Raw genomic sequence first — 22,812 nt, 5'->3', positions numbered from 1 at the left:
CCGGCCTAACTGCGGAAAGCGTGTCCGGAATCGGACAACTGGAGGAACCCGACAACGGCCCCAGCGGAGCAGGCGGTGATACTGGAGGGCCCACGAGATCAGCGAGAAGGAGGGCCGGGTGGAGTTCCGCCTGCTCGGAACGGTGTCCATCGCGGCCGAGGCAGGTGAGCTGCCGCTCGGCCCCGCCAAGCGGCGCAGCGTACTCGCGGCGCTGCTGCTGCGCGCGAACGCCGTCGTGCCGGTGGACCGGCTGATCGACGCGGTGTGGGACGAGCTGCCGCCCGCCCGGGCCCGCACCGTCGTCCAGGGCCACGTCTCGCGGCTGCGGGCGCTGTTCGAGCAGGGCGGGGCGGGCGAGTACGGGGTCGAGCTGGCCACCCACGGCCAGGCGTACGAGCTGCGGATACCCGAGCACCTCCTGGACGTCCACCGCTTCGAGGAGCTGGTCCAGCTCGCCGGCCACCAGAAGCACCCCGGGGACGCGGTACTGATGCTGCGCGAGGCGCTCGCCCTGTGGCGGGGGCCCGCGCTGACCGGGACCGTGGCCAGCGAGCCGCTGCTCGTCGCGGCGCGGGCGCTGGAGGAGACCCGGCTGGTGACCGTCGAGCAGCTGGCGGCGGCGTACGGGCGGCTCGGCGAGCACGCCAAGGCGGCGGCCCTGCTGCGCGCGGAGGCGGTCGCCAACCCGCTGCGCGAGTCCATGGCGGCGGCGCTGATGCTGTCGCTGTACCGGGCCGGGCACCAGTCCGACGCGCTGGACTGCTACCACCGCACCCGGACCCAGCTCGCCGACGAGCTGGGCGTCGACCCCGGTCCCGCGCTGCGCGCCGCCTACGAGGCCGTGCTGCGCGGGACGCCGCCGGCCGCGCCCGCCACCCCCGGCGACGCCCCCGTCGCACCGGAGCCCGCCGAGTGGCCCGACGCCGCCGCCGCGGCCGCCGCCGAACGGCCCGCCGCCGCACCGGCGCTGCCCGCGCCCGACCTGCTGCCCCGCGCCCCGCGCGGCTTCCTCGGCCGGGCCAGGGAGCTGGCCGCGCTGGACACCGCCGTGGAGCGCGCCCGGGTCGCGCTGGTCACCGGGCCCGCCGGGGTCGGCAAGACCGCGCTCGCCCTCAACTGGGCGCACCGGCGGGCCTCCCACTACCCCGACGGGGTGCTCTACGCCGACCTGCGGGGCTTCAGCCCGGACGACGGGGTCGAGAGCGCCGACGTGCTGCGGGAGTTCCTGCCCGCGCTCGGGGTGCCGCCCCGCCAGGTGCCGGAGTCGCCGACGGCGGCCGCCGCGCTCTACCGCTCGCTCACCGAGGACCGGGCGCTGCTCGTCGTCCTGGACAACGTGCGCAGCGCCGACCGGGCCAGGCCGCTGCTGCCGGCCGGTGCGCGCAGCGCGACCGTGGTCACCTCGCGGCTGCGTCTCGGCGGTCTGGTCGTGAGCGAACTGGCCCGCCCGGTGCCCCTCGGTGTGCTCGGCCTCGACGACTCCGCGGCCCTGCTCGCCGCCGCCGTCGGCGGGGACCGGGTGGACGCCGAACCGGCCGCCGCACGCCGGCTCGCCGACCTGTGCGACGGGCTGCCGCTCGCGCTGCGCGTCACCGCCGCCCAGCTCGCCGCCCGCCCGCACTGGCGGCTCGCCGACCTGGCCGCCGAACTCGCCGACGAGCAGCGCCGCTTGTCGCTGCTGTCGGTGGACGACTCCGAGGGCGCCGACGGGCAGGGCGTGTCCGCCGCGCTGCGGCTGACCGTGCAGGGCCTGCCGGAGGAGGCCGGCCGGCTGTTCCGGCAGCTCGGTGTGGTGCCCGGCACCGACCTGGACCGGCATGCCGCGGCCGCGCTGCTCGACCGGACGCCCGCCGTCGCCGCCGAGGCCCTCGACCGCCTCTGCGACGCGCATCTGCTCACCGAGTACGCGCCCGGCCGGCACACCCTGCACGATCTCGTACGGCTCTACGCCCGCGGCCTCGACGCCGACGAGGACGCGCTGCTGCGGCTGCTCGACCACTACACGGTCACCGCCATGGCCGCCGCCCGCGCCGCGGAGCCGGACGACCAGCCCTGCTGCGTGCTGCCGTCCAACGCGCGGCTGCCGCGCACCGCGGCCCGGTTCGCCGGCCGGGACGCGGCCCTGCTCTGGTACGCGGCCGAGCGCGACAACCTCGCCGCGGCCGTCGCCGCAGCGCGCGCGGCCGGCCTCCACGACCGGGCCTGGCGGCTCGCCGTCCTCCAGTGGCCGTACATCCTCTGGCACAGCCACGACGGCTGGGTGCCGCTCCTGGAGGCGGCGGCCGACTCCGCCGCCCGGGAGAAGGACCCCGACGCCGAGTCCCGTGTCCGCGCCCTGGTCGGCTGGGTCCTCACCCAGGAGAACCGTCTCCCGGAGGCGCTGGTGCACCTGCGTCTCGCGCCCCCGCTGGCCGCCCGCGCGGGCGAGCCGTCCAGCGAGGCGACGGCCCTGGTCAACCTGGCCGTCGCCCTGGACCGCTTCGGCGTGAGCGACGAGTCCCTCGCCCACACGGCGAGGGCCGCGGCCCTCGTGCGCGGCAGCGGGGACGTGATGACCGAGCTGCTGGCCCTGGAACACCGCGCCCGCCAGCTGCTCTCCATGGGCGACCCGGCCGGGGCTCTGGCCTGCGCACGGGAGGGCCTCGCCCTGGACGGCGACCCCGTCAACGGCCTGGTCGGCGTACGGCAGTGCCTGCTGACCGTCACCGCGGGCACGGCGCTGCTCGACCTCGGCCGCGCCGAGGAGGCGGAGTCCCTGCTCGTCCAGGCCAGGGAACGGGCCCTGGCGCACGGCTACAAGGAGAGCGCGCAGCGGGCGGAGGCGCAGCTGCGGCGCGTCGACGAGGTCGCCGCGGCGGGTGCGGCGGCGACGGAGCGTTAGCCGCGCGTTAGCGCGGTGGCAACGGGACGCCAAGCGCCGCCGTGAATGTGGTGGAGACCAGTGAAACGGCCGGGTAACCGGCCGTCTACCAGCACATTCTTGGGGGAAGGGCAGGCATTCGAGCATGCTCACCAAGCGCGTGGCAGTGACCGTCCACGCTTCCGATCCGCTCAGCCGGGCCGGACTCATCAGCCATTTACAGCGTCAGCCGACGATCGAGGTCGTCCCGGAGCGCACGTCCGACGAGCCGGGCGAGCGGTCCGACGTGCCGGCCGTCGCCGTGATGCTCGCCGACCGGATCGACGAGTCGGCCACCACCGAGCTGCGCCGCGTGCTGCGCGGCGGCGACCAGCGGGTGGTCCTCGTCGCCGGCGAACTGCGCGAACCCGATCTGCTCGCGGTCGTCGAGTACGGGGTGCGGGCGATCCTCTGGCGCCACCAGGCCACCGAGCAGCGGCTGCTCAACGCCGTGCACAGCGCGGCGCGCGGGGACGGCGAGCTGCCGCCCGACCTGATCAGCCGCCTCCTGAACCAGGTGGGCCGGCTCCAGCGGGCGACGTCGACGGCGTCCGCCGGGGCGGCGCCGCTGTTCGGGATGGCGCCGCGCGAGGTGGACGTCCTGCGGCTGCTCGCGGAGGGCCTCGACACCCGCCAGATCAGCGAGAAGCTCGCGTACTCCGAACGCACCGTCAAGAACATCCTGCACGCGTTGATGACGCGGCTCCATCTCGCCAACCGGGCTCATGCCGTGGCGTACGCACTCCGCGAGGGCTACATCTGATGATCCACGAGATCGACGAGGCGCTCGGCGGCCTCCTGGGCCCCGCCGTCGTCGGGGACGTCTCCTTCGAACCGCCCACCCGCGACTGGGCGGCCCGTCGCAACGCGCCGACCCTGAACGCCTATCTGTACGACATACGGGAGGACGTGGCCCGCCGTGAGCGCGGCGCGTACGCGGAGCGCGACGCCCGCGGGGCGGTGGTGCGCCGCCGCCAGCCGCGGCGCTGGTTCCGCCTGTCGTACCTGGTGACCGCCTGGACCTCCCGGCCGGAGGACGAACACCGACTGCTCTCCGGGGCGCTCGCCCTGCTGCTGCCCCACGAGGCGCTCCCGGAAGCGCTGGTCCCCGACGTGCTGCGCGGGCCCGCGGGCGCTCCGGCGATCCCGCTGACCGTGGCCGTGCCGCCGCACGAGTCCCGCTCGCTCGCGGACATCTGGTCGGCGCTCGGCGGCGAGCTCAAGCCCTCGCTCGACGTGGTGGTCACCACGCCGTTCCCGGTCGTCCCGGTGTACGACGTGGCGCCGCCGGTCACCGAGGCGGTCGTCACCGTGCGCGGGACCGCCGGGGTGCCGTCGGACTCCGTGCCGCGGACGACCCGGCGAACGGAGTACCGGCCGTGAGCGGGCGCCTTCTGACCAACCGGCTCGCGGCCCTGCGCGCCCGTGTCGTCTCCCTCGTGGAGGCCGGCTCCGCCGACGACCCCACGGCGGGCGATCCGCTGCGCGGCCTGTACGTCACGCGCGAGACCGCCCTGCGGGCGGTGGAGGCACGGCCGACGGAGGAGGTGCCCGGCACGGGGTGGGACGAGCCCGTGCCGGGCGACCCCGACGACCGGCTCCCCGCGCTCGCCCGCCGCTTCGGACTCGACGCCGTGGACGCGCGGATCCTGCTCACGGCCCTCGCGCCCGACGTGGACCGGGCGTTCGAGCCGCTGTTCGGATATCTCAACGACGACGTGGGCCGACGCCGGGCGACGGTGGCGCTCGCCCTCGGGCTGGCCGGCACCGGTCCGCACGAGCCCGCCGCCCGTGACCGCTTCCACCCCGGCGCCCCGCTGTGCGCCGGGGGGCTGCTGGTGGTCGAGGACGAGGACCGGCCGCTCCCCGGCCGGGCGCTGCGGGTGCCGGAGCGGGTGGTGGCGCATCTGCTCGGCGACGACGGCAGACTCGACGCGGAACTCCTCGGCGCGGGAGTGGAGTTGCTGCCGCCGGCCCCGGACGGGCACGCGGCGCCCGCCGACCCGTCGGCGGGACTCGCGGCGCGGGTCCTGGCCGCCGCTCCGGTGGCCGTGCACCTGCGCGAGCGGAGCCCCGGCGCCGCCGACGCCGTGGCGGCGGCCCTGTGCGCCTCGGGGCGGCCGGTGCTGCGGATGCGGGCCGGTGCCGACGGGACCCGGGTGGCGCCCGCGCTGCTGCGGGAGGCCCGGCTGCGGGGCGCCGTCCTCGTGGTCGAGCCGCTGCCCCGGGAGGCCGGTGCGCTGGTGCGGGCCCTCGCCGCGCCGGACGTGACCCTGGTCCTCGCGGGCCCCGACGCACCGGACCCGCGCTGGGCGCCGGAGGCGGAGCTGCTCGCCGTCGAGGCGCCCGCGGCAGCCACGGGCTCCGCCGAGCTGTGGCGCGCCGAGCTCGGCCCCGAGGAGCCCGGGTTCGACCTGGCCGAGGCGGTCGCCCCGTACCGGCTCGGCGGCGGCCTGATCCGCCGGGCGGCCCGTTCGGCGCGGGCCCTCGCCGCGTTCGAGGGGACGGAGCTGACGGCCGCGCACGTGCAGCGCGGGGCGCGCCTGATGTCGGCCCCGCTGCTCGACAGCCACGCCCGCCGGGTCCGCCCGGCGGTCGGTTTCGCCGATCTCGTCTTGCCCGAGGAGCCGTTGCGGCTGCTGCGCGAGCTGACCGGGCGGGCCCGGCACCGGGACCGGGTGCTCGGCGACTGGCGGCTGCGCACGGGCGGCGGTCGCGGACGGGGGGTCGTCGCGCTGTTCGCCGGCGAGTCCGGCACCGGCAAGACGCTGGGCGCGGAGGTCGTCGCGGGCGAACTCGGCCTGGACCTCTATGTGGTGGACCTGTCGTCGGTGGTCGACAAGTACGTGGGCGAGACCGAGAAGAACCTGGAGCGGATCTTCGCGGAGGTCGACCGCACCGACTGCGTGCTGCTGTTCGACGAGGCCGACGCGGTCTTCGGCAAGCGCTCGGAGGTGCGCAGCTCCCACGACCGCTACGCGAACCTGGAGAGCGCCTATCTGCTCCAGCGTCTGGAGGCCTTCGACGGGATCGCCGTGCTGACCACCAACCTGCGGGCCAATATCGACGAGGCGTTCACCCGCCGGCTCGACCTGGTGGTGGACTTCCCGTTCCCCGACCCGGAGCAGCGGCTCTCGCTGTGGCGGGCGTGTCTGGCCGGCGCCCCGCAGGCGCCCGACGTGGCGGACGCGGTCGCCGACTGCGCGAAGGAGTTCGAGCTCGCGGGCGGCGCGATCAGGTCGGCTGCCGTGACCGCCGGCTATCTCGCGGCGGGCCGGGGCGGACCGGTGACCGGAGACGACGTACGGGCGGGGGCCCGGCGGGAGTATCTGAAGGCCGGCCGGCTGCTGCCGGGCGCCGGGGCGCCCTGGGCGCCGTGACGGGGTGAGGTGAGGAGGCCCGCCGGCGGGGGAACGGGCGGGCCTCCTCGGTCTGTCAGCCGCGCCAGACGACGCCGCCGCCGAGCATGGTGCGGATGGTGGCCCAGTCGGCGGTGCCGGTGACCGGGAGGCCCATGGCCGCCTGGTAGTCGCGGATGTGCGCGGTGACGTTGTCGTCGTACCGGGTGGCCGGGCCGGGTACGGAGGGGTTGCGGAAGTAGTCGATGCCGAGGCCGGCGTTGGTCCGGGCGACGTCCATGTCATGGGCGTCGAACGTCCCGTTCATCGCCCAGTAGAAGGCGGCCATGAGACGGGTGGTCTCCCAGCTGGTGCCGCCCTTCTTCACCATGTCGGGCGTGACCCCCTGCATCCACAGCGAGGTGAGGGTGGCCGGGCCCAGCATGCCCTCCTTCTCGGTGTCGAGGATCCTGGTGGGGTTCTTGCCGCTGTTGTCGACGGCGTGCTGGTAGCAGACGAGCGCGGCGCGGGTCGGCGCGTCGATCACGCCGCGGCTGATGCTGCCGCGGGGGCTGCAGGAGTTGTCGAGGGCGATGAGCCGCTCCTGGGCGAACTCCACCACGGTGTGCCGCTGGTAGCCGGTGCCCCAGGGCGGCCCGGTCTTGGCGGGTGCCGTCGTCGTACGCGGCTGCTGGACGGAGCCGCCGCCCTGGTCGCCGCCACCGCCACCACCGCTGCCTCCGGTGCCGCCGCCACCGCCGCCGCTGCCGTCGACCGGGGGCGGGGCGCCGGTGTCGGGGTCGCCGCCGTCCGCCGGCGGCGGCGCGCCGCCGGGGCCCGTGCCCGCGGACTCCCCGCTGCCCGGAGGCGGCGGCGGGGCCGGCGGGAGGTTCTTCCCGTCGCCCTGCTGGACGGGGTTCGGAGCGCCCGAGGCGAGCAGCTCCTTGGCCGAGCTGCCGATCTTCGGCGAGAAGCCGAACCAGAGGACCGCGAAGGCGATCACGGCGGCGGTGAGCAGCCCGCCGACCGACATCAGCCAGGCCCCGAACACGGGCCGCTGGACGTAACTGCCCTCCAGGTCCTGCCCGGTGTCGTCGCCCGACCTGCGCAGCGCGAGGGTGAAGCGGTGGGACTGCTCGCCGCCGGTCCACCGGATGTCCCGCGGGCGCAGCGTCAGCTCGGCGAAAGCGGCGCGGCCGGGGTCGATGCGCACGGCGTTCGGCGCCAGGTCGAAGTCGAGGCTGTCGGTCTCGTCGCGGGCCACCAGGGAGGCGGTGACCGGCGTGTTGCCGAGGTTGTCGACGGCCGCCCTGGCGCGGCCGCGGAACCGGCCGGTCAGGGCGGGCGGCAGGAGTTCGGCCCGCACCTCCGTGAAGGGCGCGATGGTGAGCTGCCCCTCGACGACGTCGCGGACGGCGGTGTTCTCCCGCGGCTCGACCCGCACGCCGTACGCGGCGGGCCCGGCCTCGGCGTCCGGGCTGCGCGGCGGGGCGAACGAGATCTCCGCGGTCCCCTCCGCGCCCGGGTAGAGGCGCAGCACATCGGGTTCGACGCGGCCCCAGCCCGCGGGCCTGCCGACGAGGGAAAGGCGGTACTCCTCGACGGTGTCGCCGGTGTTCCGCACCCGCAGCCGGGCGGTGGCCCGGGAACCGGGTTCCACGGCGACGGCGGCCGGGTCCAGAGAGGTCCAGATGGTCATGGGCGGCACGCTACGGGCGGGCCGGCGGGTCCGGCCTGTCCGAAGGTCCCCGGGCGGGGGCAGGCCGCGCTGCCCTTCCGTACGGCCTGCCCGACCGGGTGTCCGCGGAGGCAGCGATCGCTGCCCTCGGCGCCGCCCGTTCGACCACGCGCCGGGGTGCCGGGCCGGGAGAGGCTCGGAAGCGTCACCGCCCCTGTCCAGTCCTCCGTACCCTCCGAGGAGCGCACGCACCCATGCCCACCTACCTCTCCCCCGGCGTCTACGTCGAGGAAGTCGCCAGCGGCTCCCGCCCCATCGAGGGTGTCGGCACCTCCGTCGCCGCGTTCGTCGGCCTCGCGCCGACCGGGCCGCTGAACGAGCCGACGCTGGTGACCAACTGGTCCCAGTACGTGGCGTCCTTCGGCGACTTCACGGACGGGTACTACCTCGCGCACTCCGTCTACGGCTTCTTCAACAACGGCGGCACCGCCGCGTACGTCGTCCGGGTCGGCGGCGGCGACGCCCCCGGCGCGGGCACCGGTGCGAGCGGCGGTACGGAGGCCCCCAAGGAGCTGCTGCCCGGCACGGCCGTCGCGCTGGGCGCCTTCCGGGTCGCCGCGATCGCCGCCGGCTCCGGCGCGGACGGCACGCTCACCGTCGAGGTGCAGGAGGCCGAGGGCGACGACGAGCGCTTCAAGCTGGTCGTCAAGGACGGCGAGAAGGCCGTCGAGAGCTTCGACGTGAGCGCCAAGAAGAGCGCCCGCAACTTCGTCGTCACGCAGGTCAGGCAGCGGTCCAAGACGATCGTGGTCGAGGAGGCGGCGGGCGCCGCGCTCGCCCGGCCGGACGCGCAGTCCGTGACGCTCGCCCCGCCCACCGCGGCCGTCGCGGCCGTTCCCGCGGCCCGCTCCGGCCAGGCGCAGTCCCTGGAGTCGGGGCAGTTCATCGGCGACTCGGCGGACCGCACCGGCTTCGGCGGCCTGGAGGCCTTCGACGAGATCACCATGGTGGCCGTGCCGGACCTGATGGCCGCCTACCAGCAGGGCCTCGTCGACCTGGAGCAGGTCAAGGCCGTCCAGCTCGGCCTCATCGCCCACTGCGAGCTGATGGGCGACCGGATGGCGCTGCTCGACCCGCCGCCCGCCATGAACGCCCGCGACATCCGCAAGTGGCGGCAGGAGACCGCCGGTTACGACTCGCGCTACGCGGCCCTCTACTACCCGTGGATCAAGGCCTTCGACCCGGCCACCGGCCAGACCCGCACCGTCCCGCCGTCGGGCCACATGGCCGGCGTGTGGGCCCGCAACGACTCGGAGCGCGGGGTGCACAAGGCCCCGGCCAACGAGGTCGTCCGCGGCGCCGTCGACCTGGAGCTCCAGATCACCCGCGGCGAGCAGGACCTGCTCAACCCCGTCGGCGTCAACTGCATCCGGGCCTTCCCCGGCCGCGGCATCCGCGTGTGGGGCGCCCGCACCCTGGCCTCCGACCCCGCGTGGCGCTACCTCAACGTGCGCCGCTACTTCAACTACCTCGAAGAGTCGATCCTCATCGGCACCCAGTGGGTCGTCTTCGAGCCCAACGACCAGGCCCTGTGGGCCCGTATCCGCCGCAACATCTCGGCGTTCCTGGTCAACGAGTGGCGCTCGGGTGCGCTCTTCGGGCAGCGGCCCGAGGACGCGTTCTACGTGAAGTGCGACGAGGAGACCAACCCGGCGGAGTCCGTGGACCTCGGCCGGGTGGTGTGCGAGATCGGCATCGCGCCGGTGAAGCCGGCGGAGTTCGTGGTCTTCCGGCTGGCGCAGTTCCAGGGCGGCGGGGGCGAGCTGGAGGAGTAGGGAGGACGGCCTCCTCGCCGCCCCCCTTCCCCCGGCCCCGCCTCTCCCCCTGACGCAATCAAGAGAACCAAGGAGTGACCCCTCGTGTCCCTGCAGCCCGGTGACGCCCTCACCACCCACAATTTCGGCCTCCAGATCGACGGCGTCATGGTCGAGTACCTCCAGGAGGTCAGCGGTCTGTCGATGGAGCAGGACGTCATCGAGTACCAGCAGGTCTCGGCTGACGGGAAGCCCGTCGTGAAGAAGATGCCCGGCGTGAAGAAGGCCGGTCAGTGCACGGTCGTGCGTGGCATGACGCAGAGCGCCACCTTCAACGAGTGGATCAACCAGTCCATCGCCGGCGACATGGGATCGGCGCGCAAGAACGCGACGATCATGATGATGGACTACCAGAACAACCCGGTGAAGCGGTACAACCTGCGCGCCGCCTGGTGCAGCAAGGTCGACACCAGCGGCGTCAAGGCGGGCGACGCGGCGGCGCTGACCGAGACCGTGACCATCGTGTTCGAAGAGCTGGTCATCGAGTGATGCGACGCGAAGGCCCCTCCGAGGCGCAGCGGGAGCCGCTGCGCACGGATTTCGAGTTCGAGCTGCCGCGCGGTTACGTCGACGAGTCCGGCACCGTCCACCGCCGCGGTGCGATGCGCCTCGCGACGGCCCGGGACGAGCTCGTCCCGCTGCGCGACGTACGGGTACGGGAGAACCCCGCGTACCTGTCGGTCGTCCTGCTGGGCCGGGTCCTCACCCGGCTCGGCACGCTGCCGGCGGTCCACGACGGGACGGTGGAGAACATGTTCGCCTCCGACCTGGCGTTCCTCCAGGACTTCTACCGCCAGATCAACGCGGAGGGCCACACCCGGGCGGCCGTGGCCTGCCCGCACTGCGCGGAGTCCTTCGAGGTCGAGCTGGCCGGGAGCCGCCTGGGGGAATCGTGACGTACGCGGCCGACCGCCTCGAGGAGGAGACCGCGTACCTCGCCTACCACTTCCACTGGTCCCTCGACAGCGTCCTGGACCTCGAACACGGGGACCGACGGCGGTACGTCGAGCGGGCGGCGGCGCTGGTGGAGCGGGCGTAGGCCCTGGCGGGCCGGGGCGGGACGGGACGGACAGGGCAGGGCAGCACAGGACAGGACAGGAGACGGAAGGGAATGGGAATGTTCGGCAGGTGGAAGGCGCGCCGCGGGGCGGGCGGCGACACGTCGGGGGCCTCCGCACCGACCCCGTCGCAGCCCGGCCCGGGAGACGCGTGGGCGGCCCTCCCGCCCCTCCAGCGCGCCCTTCCCCCGGCCCGCCCGGTCGCCGACCCGTCCTTCGCCGCCTCCCTGGCGACCCACTCGGACCCGTCGTTCCAGCGCGCCCTGGGGCACGGCAGCGTCGTGTCCGCACCGGGCGGTCTGCTCCTGGACGCGGTCCGGGTCCTCCCGGACCGCCCCTCGGGGACGCCCCTTCCCGCCATGCGGCTGCCGGTGGCGGCGGGGCCGGACGGGACGGTGCTGCCGGACACCGGTACGGAGCCGGCGCCTGCCTCCGGGCTGCCGCGGGCGGCCGCACCGCAGGTCGGCGGGACACCCGGCCCGACGGCCCGGGCAGCCGCTGCGGGAGCGGCGCTCCCGAGGCCGGTCGGGCAGGCGGCGGAGTCCCCGACGGCTCCCGTGGCGACGGCCGTCGAGCGGACCCGGGCGACAGCGAGCCCGACCGGAAGCGCGCCCGTCGGGGTCGTGAACCCCAGCGGTGACGCCTCGACGCCCGTCCAGCGCGCCGAGTCGACCCCTGCTCAGCCGAGGCCCGCCGGCCGGGAGCGCACCTCGGGCACCGGGAGCCCCAAGGCTCCGGCGAAGCGCGCGCCCGTCGGGGGTACGAACCCCGGCGTCGCCACCCCGGGCGCAGGCGCCCAGACGCCTCCTCGGCCGGCACCCGCCCGCCGCGAGACCGCCTCGGGCACCGTCATCCCGGACGCTCCGACGAAGCACTCGCCCGTCGGGGCCGCGAACCCCGGCGTCGCCACCCAGGCCGCCGTCGAAGGCACCCGGACGCCCTCCCGACCGACACCCACCGGTACGGAACGCACCTCGGGCACCGCCACCCCCGGCGCCCCGACGAACCACGCACCCCTCGGGGCCGCGGAACCGAGCACCGGCGCCCCGGCCGCCGTCGAAGGCACCCGGACGCCCCCGCAGCCGACGCCCACCGGTACGGAACGGGCCTTCGGCACCACCGCCCCCGGCGCCCCGACGAAGCACGTGCCCGTCGGGGCCGCGAACCCCGGTACCCGGATCCCGGCCGCGGGCGAAGGCACCCAGCCGACGCCCACCGGTACGCAACGCACCTCGGGCACCACCGCCCCCGGCGCACCGACGAACCACGTGCCCCTCGGGGCCGCGAACCCCGGCAGCGGTGACTCGGCCACCACCCGGAGCGCGCGCACGGAACACACACCCATCAGGGCCGTGCCTGCGACCCCTGGCGCCTCGGCGCCCGTCCAGCGCGCACAGGCGCCCACGAACCCGGCGTCCACCCGGCGCACCCCGGGCGCCCCCGCCGCCGGCATCCCGGCCGCCGTAGAGCGGCCGCAGCAGGAACTCGCCTCCCCCGCGGGGCCGGTGGAGACGGCTGCGGCGGCGCCCAGCCGCCCCGCTGCCGCCGCGCCCGTGCGGCAGACCGCCGGGACCGCCCCTGCCCCCGCCGGGGCAGCGGGCCGCACGGTCGTGGCCGGTACCGCCGGTCCTGCCGTGCCGCCAGACCGGGGCGCGTCGGTGGCGGGTCCCTCCCCCGCCCCGAGCGCCCCCACCGTCCAGCGGGCCGCGCACCCCCTGCGGCCCGCTGGATACGGTGACTCCACACCGCCCGTCCAGCGAGCGACGGCTCCCGCGCCCGTCCGTCCGGCGCACGGCTCGCTGCTCACCGCCGCCCGTGCCACCGGTGACACGGCACCTCGGCGGCTCCTGACGCCGGTCGTCGCCCCTGCCCCGGAGACCCGAACGACCGCGCCGGCCCCCGTGACCGAGGCCCCGGCCGCGCCGAAGGCGCCGACCAGCGGACCTGGCCCCAGCGCACCCGCCGCGCCCACCGACACCGCCGCCGCGCCGGTCTCCTCCGCGGCCACCGAGACCGGCATCGTCCGCGCACCCAGCTCCTCCTCCGCGGCGCGGCCCCCCGCTGCCCCGGGCCCGTCTCCCCTCGACGGGCCCGGGGTCTCCACCGCGCAACCGGCCGCCCCTTCGCGACCCGCCGTGCGCCGCTCCCGGCGCGCGCCGGGGGCGGACTGGAGCACGGCGGGACCGACCGCCCCCGTCCGCAGGGGACTTGGGGAGCCGATCCAGCGCGCCGTACCGGACGTACCCGTGCGCCCGGCCGAAGCGAAGCCCCGGCGATCGCCGATCGGTGCGCCGATCGTTCCCGCGCCCGAGGTGCGTACGCCGGCCCCGACACCGCCCGACACGCCCCCGGCGCCCGAGCCCACCCCCGTACCCGAACCCGAACCCGTGCCCCAGCCCGCCCCCGCGCCCGCGCCCGCCGTCCGCGAGCCCCGCGCCGACCTCCCCGTCCAGCGCATCGCGGTGCCGCGCGCCCCGCTGTCGCGGCCGGCCGGTCTGCCGTTGGCCACCGCGCGGCCCCTCGCCTCGCGCGCCGCCGCACCCACCGCGCCCACCGCGTCTGCCGGTCCCGCCGGGCCCGCGGTTCAGCGCGCCGTCGCACCCACCTCGCCAGCCGTCCAGCGTGCCTCCGTGCCGGCCGTGCCCGCCGTGCCCGCCGTGCCCGCGGTCGTACCCCCGCCTGCTTCCCGTACCCCGCAGCCCGTGCCCCCGCCCCGGCCGCCGGTGACGGTCCAGCCGACCCCGACCCCGACCCCGGCCCCGGCCCCGGCCGCGCCGGCCCCGGCCGCGCCGGTCCCGGCGGCCGCGCCCGCCCCCCGGCACCTCCAGCGCACCGCCGCCGCCCCGGCCGTCCCGGCCGCGCCCGCCGCTCCGCGGGTCGGCGCGCCGGCGTCCGGGGCCGAATCGCCCGCGCAGCTCGACGAGTTGGCCCGGCGGCTCGTCACGCCGCTGTCGCGGCTGCTGCGGGCCGAGCTGCGGGCCGATCGGGAGCGGGTGGGGCGCTTGCGTGATCACGGGCGCTGAGCGAGCGCCGTCCCTGTCCGCCGTCGTCCATCCTCCCCACCGAGTCCGAGAGAACTCCCATGCCCCAGCCCCAGGACCCCGCCTCCACCATCTTCTTCAGGCTCACCATCGACGGTCAGGACCTCGGTCTGTTCAACGGCTGTGACGGTCTCGCCTCCGAGGTCGAGGTGGAGCAGCGCCACGAAGGCGGGAACAACGGCTTCGTGTGGCAGTTGCCCACCCGTGTCACGTTCTCCACCATCCGTCTCACCCGCCCCCTGACCCCCGACACCGCCCGGGTCGCCGCCTGGATCTCCTCGCTGGCCACGGGCATCACCCGGCCCACGGCACAGATCGCGGCGCTGCGGGCGGACAAGTCGGTGGTGGCCCAGTGGGGTCTGGTGGAGGTGCTGCCGGTGCGGTGGACGGGGCCGAGTCTGGATCCGGGGAACCCGTCCGTGGCGACGGAGACCCTGGAGATCGCGCACCACGGGTTCACCGACGCGGGAGGGGCCTGAGATGGCCGCGCCCTCGGGCGGCAAGGCGGCGCGCGGTCTCTCGCGGGCCTCGTTGTCGATCCACCAGCCGCCGACGGACCTGGGCGGGGCGATGGGCGGCGCCATCGGCGAGGTGCGTTTCCAGTTCAACCCCGATCAGCTGCGGCTGAGCCGGTCGGCGGACTGGCACACCGAGCCCGCGGTGGCGTACACCCGTGGCGCGCCGCCGAAGTTCACCGGCAGCAGGCCCGCCTCGCTGGAGCTGGAGGTGTTCCTCGACGCCTCGGGGACGCCGAGTTCGACGGCGGTGCAGAACCAGGTCGAGCTGCTCCTGTCGTGCTGTGAGGTGACGGCGCAGAGCGTCGACTCCAAGGCGCCGAGCCCGCCGTGGGTGCGGTTCTCGTGGGGGTCGTTCTCGACGGTGCAGTTCGTGGCGTACGTGACGAACGTGTCGGCGACGTACACCCTGTTCAGCCCGAGCGGCGTGCCGATCCGCGCCACCTGCGCGCTGTCCCTGACCGAGGTCGCCTCGGAGACCAAGAAGCAGAACCCGACGTCCGGCGCGCTGTCCGCGCGCCGGGTGCACCGCACCGTCGCCGGGGACTCGCTGGCCTCACTGGCCTGGCGGGAGTACGGCGACGCGACCCGCTGGCGGGTGATCGCCGAGGCCAACGGCATCGACGACCCGATGCGGCTGAGCCCCGGCACGGAGCTGCTGCTGCCGTCCGCCGCCGAGCTGCCGACGCGGGTCCCCGCATCCCCTCTCCCATCGCCGACCGAGGGCGCCGCATGAGCGAGAAGACCTTCACCACCGTCCTGCACGTGCAGCTGGACGGGGTGACACTCCCCGACGCGCTCGCCGTGCGGCTCACCGAGGGCTGGGTGGACGCGAGCGTCAACGTGCCCTCCGCCTTCCAGCTGACCTTCAGCGACAAGGACGGCACGCTGACGGAGAAGTTCCCCTTCCTGAAGGTGGGGGCGATGGCGGTGCTGTCCCCGTTCACCGACGGGCGGCTCGGCGCGCCGATGCTGACCGGCGAGGTCACGGCCCTGGAGACGGACGCGGCGCCGACGCTCGGGCGCTATCTGATCGTGCGCGGCTACGACCCCGGGCACCGGCTGCTGCGCAACCGCCGGGTCGAGGGCTATCCGAACATGACGGCCTCCGACATCGTGCGCAAGGTCGCGGCGCTGAACCGGGTCCCGCTGGGGCGGGTCGACGCGACGCCCACCGTGTACGAGCTGGCGACGCAGCCGAACATCACCGACTGGGACTTCCTGTCCCGGCTCGCCCAGGCGAACGACGTCCGGCTGTCGGTCGACCCGGCGGGCCGGCTGACCTTCGCCGCGCTGCCGCCGGCCGCGTCGGCGCCGGCGGACACGACGCCGGCCGCGCAGAGCCCGTACGTCCTGGACTTCGGGCACAACACGCTGCACAGCAGGGTGTCGGTGACGGCCGCGGGCCAGGTCGGCCGGGTCGACGTGCGCGGCTGGGATCCGCGCACCAAGCAGGCGCTGTCCTCCCCCACGCCCGCCGTGAGCAGCACGGAGATCGTCTCCGACATCACTCCCGCCCAGCTGGCTGCGCCGTTCGGCGAGGCCGAACTCACCCTCGCGGACCGCCCGTTCACCACACAGTCGGAGGTCGGCCAGGCGGCCCGCGCGCTCGCCGACGACGTCACCGGCTCGTTCGCGGAGGTGGAGGTCGCGGTGACCGGCAACCCGGAGCTGAAGCCGGGGCAACCGGTGGCGGTGAAGGGCGCGGGCTTCCCCTTCGAGGGGCGGTACACGGCGACCGGGGTGCGTCATGTCTTCGCCTCCGGGCGGCAGTTCACGTCCTGGCTGACGGTGTCGGGCCGCCAGTTCCGCTCGCTGTACGGGACCGCTTCGGGCGGCGGCGAACCGGCGCCGCCGATGCCGGGAGTGGCGGTCGCGCTGGTCACCAACACCAAGGATCCGCTGTCGCTCGGCCGGGTCCGGGTGCGTTTCCCGTGGCTGTCGGCGACGTACGAGAGCGACTGGTGCCGGGTCGCCCAGCTGGGCGGGCGCGGCGGCGGCGGCCTGCTGCTGCCGGAGGTCGACGACGAGGTGCTGTGTGCCTTCGACCGCGGCTCGCTGGAGCATCCGTACGTCCTGGCGGGGCTGTACAACGGCGTCGACCGGCCCACCGAGGCCACCGACCGGGTGCCGCCGGTCGACCCGACCAGCGGGCGGGTGCAGTGGCGCGCCCTGACCTCCCGCACCGGGCACACCCTGGAGCTGCGGGAGGAGGGCGGCGGCGGGACGCGCGCCTCGCACGGCATCCGGCTGCGCACCGCGCAGGGGAAGCTCAGCATCGAGCTGAACGAGGCCCGGACGACGCTGACCGTGGACAGCGACGGCACGGTCACGATCAGCGGCGGCCGGGGCGTGACGGTGGAGTCGGGGGCGGATCTCACGCTCTCCGCGACGGGCCGGATCAGCCTCGACGCGGGTGCCGGGATCGAGCTGCGCGCCGGCGCCGGCATCGATCTCGGCGCCGTCGCCGGGATCGGGATCGGCGCGGGCGCCGGGGTCGACATCAAGGCGGTGACGCGGTTCAAGGCCTCGGCGCCCCAGGCCGTCCTCAACGCGCCCGCCCTCATCACGTACACCGTCCCGATGCCCAACCCGGTCGTCGCGGCCTCCCCGCTGTGACGCGGCCGGGAGCGGAGAGAGGTTCTCATGAGTGAGCGTTTCGTCGGCGCGGGCTGGGCCTTCCCGCTGCGCACCGGCCCGAGCGGCTCGATCGCCCTGGTCCGGCGCGACCGGGAGATCGAGGAGTCGATGCGCCTGGTGCTTGCGACGGCGCCGGGCGAGCGTCCGATGCGGCCCGAGTTCGGCTGCGCGGTCCACGAGTTGGTCTTCGCGCCGGTGAACGACGCGACGACGGGGCGGATCCGGTACGAGGTGCTGACCTCGCTGGAGCGCTGGGAGCCGCGCATCGAGGTGGAGGAGGTCACGGTGACCCCGGCCCCCGGGGACCCCGCCACGCTGCACATCGACGTCCGCTACCGGGTGCGCGGCACCAACAACCCGCGCAATCTCGTCTTCCCCTTCTACGTCATCCCCTCCGAGGACTGAAAGAGCCGCCATGGCCCTGCCCGCACCCCATCTCGACGACCGGCGCTTCCAGCAGTTCGTCGACGACGCCAAGCGCTACATCCAGCAGGCGTGTCCCGAGTGGACGGACCACAACGTCTCGGACCCCGGCGTCACGCTCGTCGAGGCCGTCGCGCACATGGCCGACCAGCTGGTCTACCGCCTCAACCGGGTCCCGGAGAAGAACCACCTGGCCTTCCTCGACCTCCTCGGCATCACCCTCTTCCCGCCGGCCGCGGCCCACGCCGACGTCACCTTCCGGCTCTCGGCCCCGCAGCCCGAGCCGGTGCTGCTGCCCGCCGGCACGGAGGTGTCGACCGGGCGTACGGAGACGGAGGAGGCGGTCGTCTTCGCCACCACCGACGACCTGACCGTGGTCCCCTGCGAGCTGGACCGCTTCCTGCGCCAGCCGGCAGGCGCCGCGCCGGAGGACCGGACGCAGGACCTCGCCGGCGGCTCCGACGTGCCGGCCTTCACCCCGCTGCCCGCCGTCGGCGACCTGCTGCTGTTCGGCCTGTCCGCGGCCGTCCCCGGCTGTGTCCTGGTGCTCGGCCTGGACAGCCGGGTGGACGGCGTGGGCGTGGACCCGCGGATGCCCCCGCTGGTGTGGGAGGCGTGGACGGCGACCGACGGCTGGGTCGGCTGCGAGGTCGACGAGGACACCACGGGCGGCCTCAACCGGCCGGGCGAGGTGGTGCTGCACGTCCCGTACGGGCACGCCGTCTCCCGCCTCGGCCGGCACGAGGCCGGCTGGGTGCGCTGCCGGGTCGTGCCGTCGGCGGAGGGCCAGCCCGCGTACAGCGAGTCGCCGACGGTCCGCGCGGCGAGCGCCTTCACCATCGGCGGTACGGTGCGGGCGGCCCACGCCGAGACGGTGCGGGACGAGTCGCTGGGCGTCTCGGAGGGTGTGCCGGGGCAGCGGCTGCGGCTGAGCCACGCACCGGTCGTCCACCGCCCGCCGCTGCTGCTCCAGGTGGCGGAGTGGGTGGCGGAGGACGAGCGCGAGGAAGCCGGCCAGGGCGGCTCCGGGGACGCGGACGGGGCGGGATGGCGGGAGTGGGCCGTCGTCCCGGACTTCGCGAACTCGCGCCCGCGCGACCGGCACGTCACCCTCGACGCGACGACCGGCGAGATCGCCTTCGGCCCGAGCGTGCGCCAACCGGACGGCACGTTGCGGCAGTTCGGAGCCGTGCCGCCGAAGGGCGCGGCGATCCGCGCGGTGCGGTACGGCACCGGGGGCGGCCGGGCCGGGAACGTGGCCCGCTCCGCGATCAGCGTGCTGCGCAGCTCCATCCCGTACATCGCCCGCGTCGAGAACCGCGAGGCGGCGCGCGGCGGGGTGGACGGCGAGACCGTCGAGGAGGCCCGTCGGCGCGCGCCGATCGCGCTGCGCGCCCAGGAGCGTGCGGTGACCGCCCGCGACTACGAGGAGCTGGCGCGGCGGGCCGCGCCCGAGGCCGCGCGGATCGCGTGCCTCGCGGCGGACGCGGCGCAGGCCGGGGACAACGCGGTGCGGGTGCTCGTGGTGCCGCAGGCGGTGCCCGACCGGGGCGGCCGGCTGCGGTTCGAACAGCTCGTTCCGGGTGAGGAGTTGCTGTCCCGGGTGACGGACTTCCTGGACGAGCGGCGCCCGTTGGGCACCCGGCTCGCGGTCGGGCCGCCGTTCTACCAGGGGGCGACGGTGGTGGCGACGCTGCACGCCTTCCGGGCCGTGAAGGCCGAGAAGGTGCGGGCCGACGCGCTGGACGCGCTCTACGCGTATCTGGACCCGCTGACCGGCGGGGTGCACGGCGAGGGGTGGCCGTTCGGGCGCCCGCTGCGGGCCGGGGAGATCTTCGCGGCGCTCCAGCGGGTGCCGGGCGTGGAGCTCGTCGACGAGGTGCTGCTCCACCCGGCCGACCCGCTGACCGGGCGCAGGGGCGAGGCGACGGACCGGATCGAGCTGGCGCCGTCCGCGCTGCTGTTCCCGTTCGACCACCACGTGCGTGTGATCGAGGCCCGGTGAACGCGCCCGTGACGAGCGGTTCCGCCCGGGGTACGGTGCCGGGTCTGGCGACGCCGTACCCGCTGGGCGAGGCGCTGCCCGCCGTGTACGCGGAGGACGACTTCGGCCGCCGGTTCGTATCGGGCCTCGACGTGGTCCTCGCGCCGCTCTTCAACGTCCTGGACTCGCTGGAGGCGTACTTCTCGCCGGCGCTGGCCCCCGCCGACTTCGTCGACTACCTGGCGACCTGGGTCGGCGCCGAACTCGACGGCTCGGAGCCGCTCCCGACGCGCCGCCGCGCGGTCGCCGCGGCCGTCGCGCTCCACCGGGTGCGCGGCACCCGGCGCGGCCTCGTGGCGGCGGTACGGCTCGCCTTCGGCACCGCGCCGGAGGTCGTCGAGAGCGGCGGCGCGCACTGGTCGGTCCGGCCCCTCGGCCCGTTCCCCGGCACGCCCGAAGCCGGGCTCCACGTCACCCTCAGGGTCGCCGACCCGAGCGCCGTGGACCCGTACCGGCTGCGCGAGGTCGTGGCGGCGGCGCGCCCGGCCCATCTCCCGTTCACCACGTCGGTGACCCCGTCATCCGCACCCGAAGGAGCCCCCACCCCATGAGCGACACCCCCCGCCCCTGCCCGGACTGCGCCCGCCCGGTCCGTGCCGCGGACCAGTCCTTCTGCGACGCCTGCGGCGCGTTCCTCCGCTGGGACACCCCGGCGACCCGGGGCCCGTCGGACGGCCCCGAGGAGGACGCGGTCGGCCCCGCGGCCGCAGCCCCTCCGGCGACGACACCCGCTTCCCCGGCGCCCACGAGCGGCCCGGCCTCCGAGGCCGTCACGGAACCGCTGCCGGCGGTGGGGAGCGATGGGGCGGCCGGGGGTGGTCGCCCGGATGGGGCCCGCGCGGGGGCCGGGGGCGGGGCCGGAGCCGGATCCGGATCCGAGTCCGGCTCCACGAACGCGTCCGGAAGCGGGACGGGGTGGGGGTCGGGGTCCCAATCGGGGTCCGGGTCGGAGTCCGAGTCGGAGTCCGAGTCTGGGTCAGGGCCAGGGCTGGGCTCGGGTGCCGATGCGGCCTCGGGATCCGGGGCCGGCTCGGGCTCGGGGTCCGGTACGCGGGCTGGGTCCGGTCCCGGGTCGGCCTCGGGTGCCGGTTCCGGCCCGGGTTGGGGCTCGGGGCCGGAGTCTGGTTCGCGCTCCGGTTCCGGTTCGGCCGCGGGTGCGGCCTCGGGCTCGGGCTCGGGCTCGGGCTCGGCCTCGGCCTCGGGTGCCATGACCGGCTCGGCCTCGGGCTCGGCCTCGGGCTCCGGCTCCGGCTCCGGCTCCGGCTCCGGCTCGGAGCCTGGTTCGCAGCCCGCATCCGGTACCGGTTCAGCCTCGGAGTCGGGTTCGCGGCCCGGATCCGGTACCGGCTCGGCCATGGGGGCCGGTTACGGCTCGGGCTCGCGCTCGGCCCTGGGCTCGGGGGCCGGTGCCGGCTCCGGGGCCGGGGCCGGGGCCGGTGCCGACGGTCCTGCTCCGGGTCCCCGCTCCGGTCCTTCCCCCGTCTCCCCCCGCGCCGCCGACGGACCCTCCGACACCGTCGTCCGTGCGCTCCTCGTCCCCGTCCCCGACAGCGGTCCCTCCGCGCCGGCCCCCGTGCTGCCCGCGCTGCCGGACGCGCCGCGGCCGACGGTGCGGGCGGCCGAGGTGCCCGTGGCCGTGCAGGGGGGTACGCCGTGTCCCGCCTGCGGGACCGCCAACTCCCCCGGCCGGCACTTCTGCCGCCTCTGCGCGACGCCGCTCGTCGAGCGGCCGGCGACCGTGGCCGAAGGCCCGTATGCCGGGCAGCGTCCCCGGCTCGCGAAGGACCGCGGGCGGTTGATCGCGCGGGCCGTGGCGACGGCCGCCGTCGTGGCCCTGGTCGTCGGCGGGATCATCGGCGGGCCGCCCGCCGCGCGGGCGGTGCAGGACCACTTCGCCGACCGCGCTCCTGTCCACCCCGCCGCCTGGCGGGCCTCCCACGCCGCCGCGAAGCAGGGCGCCGCGATGGCGGGCGACGGCTACTCCAACACCTGGTGGGGCACGGGGTACGCGGGTGACTCGGCGGGCCAGTACCTGGAGGCGCTGTTCGGCGAGCCGACGGATCTGCTGGCGGTCCTGATCACGCCGGGCAGCGGGAAGAACACGACCCGGGCGGACGGCCAGGCCGCTCCTCGGACGTTCGACCTGGTGGTCACCGACTCGGCGGGCGAGACGCACGTCTCGCAGCACCGGATCAACGACGGCGGCACGCAGAAGATCGAGCTGCGGGTGCGCGACGCCGTGTCCGTGCGGCTCGTCGTGCGCACGGCTTGGCGGGCGGATCCGAGCCGTCAGGTGGCCGTCGCCGAGCTGGAGTTCTTCGGCCGCTCGTTCTCCTGAACCGCCCGCCCGCCGGCCCCTACCGCCCGGCCGACAGCCCCGGGCCGGTCTTGAGCGCCACGCAGAGCCAGTAGTGGAGCGCCCCCGCGTTCGGTTCGACCGGGCCCGCGGGGCGGGCGGCCACCTCGGCGGCCAGCTGCCAGTAGCGGGCGATCAGCGGGTCGGCGCCGCGGATCATGAGTCCGGCGAGGCGGCGCCGGAAGGCCCGGGTGTCACGGGCGCCGAGCGCGGTGGCGTACGCGGCGACGAAGCAGTCGAGCGCCTCGCCCGCGTGCGGCGCCCTGCTGTCCCGTACGTCCGCGGCCGCGAGGGAGTACGCCTCGCCGAGGCCCTCGTAGAGCGCGGCCGGCCGGTGGTCGAGTCCGGCCAGGTGGACGGTGGGGGCGGGAACCTCGGCGACGAGCGCGTGCAGCCGGGCGAAGGCCAGGACGTGGGCCGGGGTCGGCTCCTCGGGCGGCTCGGGCACGGCCGCGTCGACGACCGCGGCGGCGAGCCGGGCCGGCATGCGTACGGGCAGCGTGCGGCGCCAGAACCGGGCCAGCGGAGTCGTGTCGGGCGGCACGGACAGGGCCCCGAGGAGCCGCAGGCGCTCCGCGCGCTCCTCGGGGGTGCAGTCCTGGAGGAGCCGGAGGGACGCCTCCTGCCAGCGCAGGGCGACGAGTCGGCCGCCGACCTCCCGCAGCCGCCCGGCCACGACGTCCTCGAGGGAGTCGTCCCGGTCGAGCACCCGGCCGACGTCCGAGACGGGCAGGTCGAGGGTGCGCAGGGAGCGGATCAGCCGGAGCCGGTCCAGGGCCGGCGGTCCGTAACGGCGATGGCCCCCGCCGCTGCGGCCGGCCTCGGGGAGCAGCCCGCGGTCGGAGTAGAAGCGCACGGTCTTGACGGTGACGCCCGCCCGTTCGGCGAGTTCCCCGATGCTCCACATGTCCTCCGGAGACATCGTCCGCACCTCCCTTCCGGCCGC

18 protein-coding genes are annotated in these 22,812 nt (G+C 76.0%); 16 read left to right on the top strand and 2 right to left on the bottom strand.

The genetic code is table 11. The annotated features are described in order from the left end of the window. The first annotated feature begins 118 nt into the window (after nucleotides 1-118). The 4 genes from ACH414_RS01695 to ACH414_RS01680 all read left to right on the top strand — a co-directional run bounded on the left by ACH414_RS01695 (nucleotide 119) and on the right by ACH414_RS01680 (nucleotide 6,279). Entirely contained in the window at nucleotides 119-2,881 is a 2,763-nt protein-coding gene (locus tag ACH414_RS01695; RefSeq protein WP_391768113.1) for a BTAD domain-containing putative transcriptional regulator, read from the top strand. A 124-nt stretch (nucleotides 2,882-3,005) separates the two neighbouring features. Further along, on the top strand, nucleotides 3,006-3,662 hold the full coding sequence (locus tag ACH414_RS01690) for a response regulator transcription factor (RefSeq protein ID WP_382534392.1): 657 nt from the start codon (nucleotides 3,006-3,008) through the stop codon (nucleotides 3,660-3,662). Beyond that, a complete protein-coding gene (locus ACH414_RS01685) occupies nucleotides 3,662-4,282 on the top strand; it encodes a DUF4255 domain-containing protein (protein WP_382534390.1) in 621 nt (206 codons plus the stop codon). The genes ACH414_RS01690 and ACH414_RS01685 overlap by 1 nt, the downstream gene beginning before the upstream one ends. Further along, entirely contained in the window at nucleotides 4,279-6,279 is a 2,001-nt protein-coding gene (locus tag ACH414_RS01680; RefSeq protein ID WP_398940544.1) for an AAA family ATPase, read from the top strand. Before ACH414_RS01685 ends, ACH414_RS01680 begins: the two co-directional genes overlap by 4 nt. Before the next feature lie 55 nt (nucleotides 6,280-6,334). Here ACH414_RS01680 and ACH414_RS01675 read toward each other — a convergent pair whose 3' ends face one another. Further along, nucleotides 6,335-7,936 (bottom strand): peptidoglycan-binding protein, encoded by a 1,602-nt coding sequence (locus ACH414_RS01675; RefSeq protein WP_398940543.1) that lies wholly within the window; start codon nucleotides 7,934-7,936, stop codon nucleotides 6,335-6,337. Nucleotides 7,937-8,169: 233 nt separating this feature from the next. On the opposite strand from ACH414_RS01675, the gene ACH414_RS01670 reads away from it, so the two are divergent. From ACH414_RS01670 to ACH414_RS01615, 12 genes are all read left to right on the top strand, one after another. Next, nucleotides 8,170-9,750, top strand: a complete 1,581-nt coding sequence (locus tag ACH414_RS01670; RefSeq protein ID WP_382534385.1) for a phage tail sheath family protein — start codon at nucleotides 8,170-8,172, stop codon at nucleotides 9,748-9,750. A gap of 84 nt (nucleotides 9,751-9,834) precedes the next feature. Next, on the top strand, nucleotides 9,835-10,278 hold the full coding sequence (locus tag ACH414_RS01665; protein ID WP_382534383.1) for a phage tail protein: 444 nt from the start codon (nucleotides 9,835-9,837) through the stop codon (nucleotides 10,276-10,278). Continuing rightward, complete coding sequence (locus tag ACH414_RS01660) at nucleotides 10,278-10,685, top strand: hypothetical protein (RefSeq protein ID WP_398940542.1); 408 nt, start codon at nucleotides 10,278-10,280, stop codon at nucleotides 10,683-10,685. Before ACH414_RS01665 ends, ACH414_RS01660 begins: the two co-directional genes overlap by 1 nt. Further along, nucleotides 10,682-10,828 carry a DUF6760 family protein gene (locus ACH414_RS01655; RefSeq protein ID WP_382534381.1) on the top strand — a complete coding sequence of 49 codons (147 nt, stop codon included), beginning with the start codon at nucleotides 10,682-10,684 and terminating at the stop codon, nucleotides 10,826-10,828. Before ACH414_RS01660 ends, ACH414_RS01655 begins: the two co-directional genes overlap by 4 nt. Nucleotides 10,829-10,906: 78 nt before the next feature. Then, nucleotides 10,907-13,870 (top strand): hypothetical protein, encoded by a 2,964-nt coding sequence (locus tag ACH414_RS01650; RefSeq protein ID WP_398940541.1) that lies wholly within the window; start codon nucleotides 10,907-10,909, stop codon nucleotides 13,868-13,870. A gap of 59 nt (nucleotides 13,871-13,929) precedes the next feature. Then, nucleotides 13,930-14,367 (top strand): phage tail protein, encoded by a 438-nt coding sequence (locus ACH414_RS01645; protein ID WP_382534378.1) that lies wholly within the window; start codon nucleotides 13,930-13,932, stop codon nucleotides 14,365-14,367. Nucleotide 14,368: 1 nt separating this feature from the next. Next, nucleotides 14,369-15,139 carry a LysM peptidoglycan-binding domain-containing protein gene (locus tag ACH414_RS01640; RefSeq protein WP_382534376.1) on the top strand — a complete coding sequence of 257 codons (771 nt, stop codon included), beginning with the start codon at nucleotides 14,369-14,371 and terminating at the stop codon, nucleotides 15,137-15,139. Beyond that, a complete protein-coding gene (locus ACH414_RS01635) occupies nucleotides 15,136-17,022 on the top strand; it encodes a VgrG-related protein (protein WP_382534374.1) in 1,887 nt (628 codons plus the stop codon). Before ACH414_RS01640 ends, ACH414_RS01635 begins: the two co-directional genes overlap by 4 nt. A 27-nt stretch (nucleotides 17,023-17,049) precedes the next feature. Next, nucleotides 17,050-17,448 carry a GPW/gp25 family protein gene (locus ACH414_RS01630; RefSeq protein ID WP_382534372.1) on the top strand — a complete coding sequence of 133 codons (399 nt, stop codon included), beginning with the start codon at nucleotides 17,050-17,052 and terminating at the stop codon, nucleotides 17,446-17,448. Between the two features lie 10 nt (nucleotides 17,449-17,458). After that, a complete protein-coding gene (locus tag ACH414_RS01625; protein ID WP_398940540.1) occupies nucleotides 17,459-19,471 on the top strand; it encodes a putative baseplate assembly protein in 2,013 nt (670 codons plus the stop codon). Nucleotides 19,472-19,479: 8 nt separating this feature from the next. Next, a complete protein-coding gene (locus ACH414_RS01620) occupies nucleotides 19,480-20,061 on the top strand; it encodes a phage tail protein (protein ID WP_382534368.1) in 582 nt (193 codons plus the stop codon). 803 nt (nucleotides 20,062-20,864) lie between these two features. Beyond that, nucleotides 20,865-21,848: an NADase-type glycan-binding domain-containing protein gene (locus ACH414_RS01615; protein WP_398940539.1), complete on the top strand. Its 984-nt coding sequence runs from the start codon at nucleotides 20,865-20,867 to the stop codon at nucleotides 21,846-21,848. A 19-nt stretch (nucleotides 21,849-21,867) separates the two neighbouring features. Here ACH414_RS01615 and ACH414_RS01610 read toward each other — a convergent pair whose 3' ends face one another. Beyond that, on the bottom strand, nucleotides 21,868-22,788 hold the full coding sequence (locus ACH414_RS01610) for a MerR family transcriptional regulator (protein ID WP_382534364.1): 921 nt from the start codon (nucleotides 22,786-22,788) through the stop codon (nucleotides 21,868-21,870). Between the last annotated feature and the right edge of the window lie 24 nt (nucleotides 22,789-22,812).

Origin of the sequence: Streptomyces sp. NPDC020422, assembly GCF_044386705.1 — a bacterium.
Taxonomy (GTDB): domain Bacteria; phylum Actinomycetota; class Actinomycetes; order Streptomycetales; family Streptomycetaceae; genus Streptomyces.
Note: the sequence above shows the minus strand (reverse complement) of the source record. Positions and strands in the feature narration are given on the sequence as shown.

Bases quoted from the DNA above. Each gene is read 5' to 3' on its own strand.
- ACH414_RS01650 (WP_398940541.1), top strand. From the start codon at position 10,907: ATGTTCGGCAGGTGGAAGGCGCGCCGCGGGGCGGGCGGCGACACGTCG.
- ACH414_RS01690 (WP_382534392.1), top strand. From the start codon at position 3,006: ATGCTCACCAAGCGCGTGGCAGTGACCGTCCACGCTTCCGATCCGCTC.
- ACH414_RS01645 (WP_382534378.1), top strand. From the start codon at position 13,930: ATGCCCCAGCCCCAGGACCCCGCCTCCACCATCTTCTTCAGGCTCACC.
- ACH414_RS01615 (WP_398940539.1), top strand. From the start codon at position 20,865: ATGGGGGCCGGTTACGGCTCGGGCTCGCGCTCGGCCCTGGGCTCGGGG.
- ACH414_RS01630 (WP_382534372.1), top strand. From the start codon at position 17,050: ATGAGTGAGCGTTTCGTCGGCGCGGGCTGGGCCTTCCCGCTGCGCACC.
- ACH414_RS01685 (WP_382534390.1), top strand. From the start codon at position 3,662: ATGATCCACGAGATCGACGAGGCGCTCGGCGGCCTCCTGGGCCCCGCC.
- ACH414_RS01675 (WP_398940543.1), bottom strand. From the start codon at position 7,936: ATGACCATCTGGACCTCTCTGGACCCGGCCGCCGTCGCCGTGGAACCC.
- ACH414_RS01635 (WP_382534374.1), top strand. From the start codon at position 15,136: ATGAGCGAGAAGACCTTCACCACCGTCCTGCACGTGCAGCTGGACGGG.
- ACH414_RS01640 (WP_382534376.1), top strand. From the start codon at position 14,369: ATGGCCGCGCCCTCGGGCGGCAAGGCGGCGCGCGGTCTCTCGCGGGCC.
- ACH414_RS01610 (WP_382534364.1), bottom strand. From the start codon at position 22,788: ATGTCTCCGGAGGACATGTGGAGCATCGGGGAACTCGCCGAACGGGCG.
- ACH414_RS01670 (WP_382534385.1), top strand. From the start codon at position 8,170: ATGCCCACCTACCTCTCCCCCGGCGTCTACGTCGAGGAAGTCGCCAGC.
- ACH414_RS01625 (WP_398940540.1), top strand. From the start codon at position 17,459: ATGGCCCTGCCCGCACCCCATCTCGACGACCGGCGCTTCCAGCAGTTC.
- ACH414_RS01660 (WP_398940542.1), top strand. From the start codon at position 10,278: ATGCGACGCGAAGGCCCCTCCGAGGCGCAGCGGGAGCCGCTGCGCACG.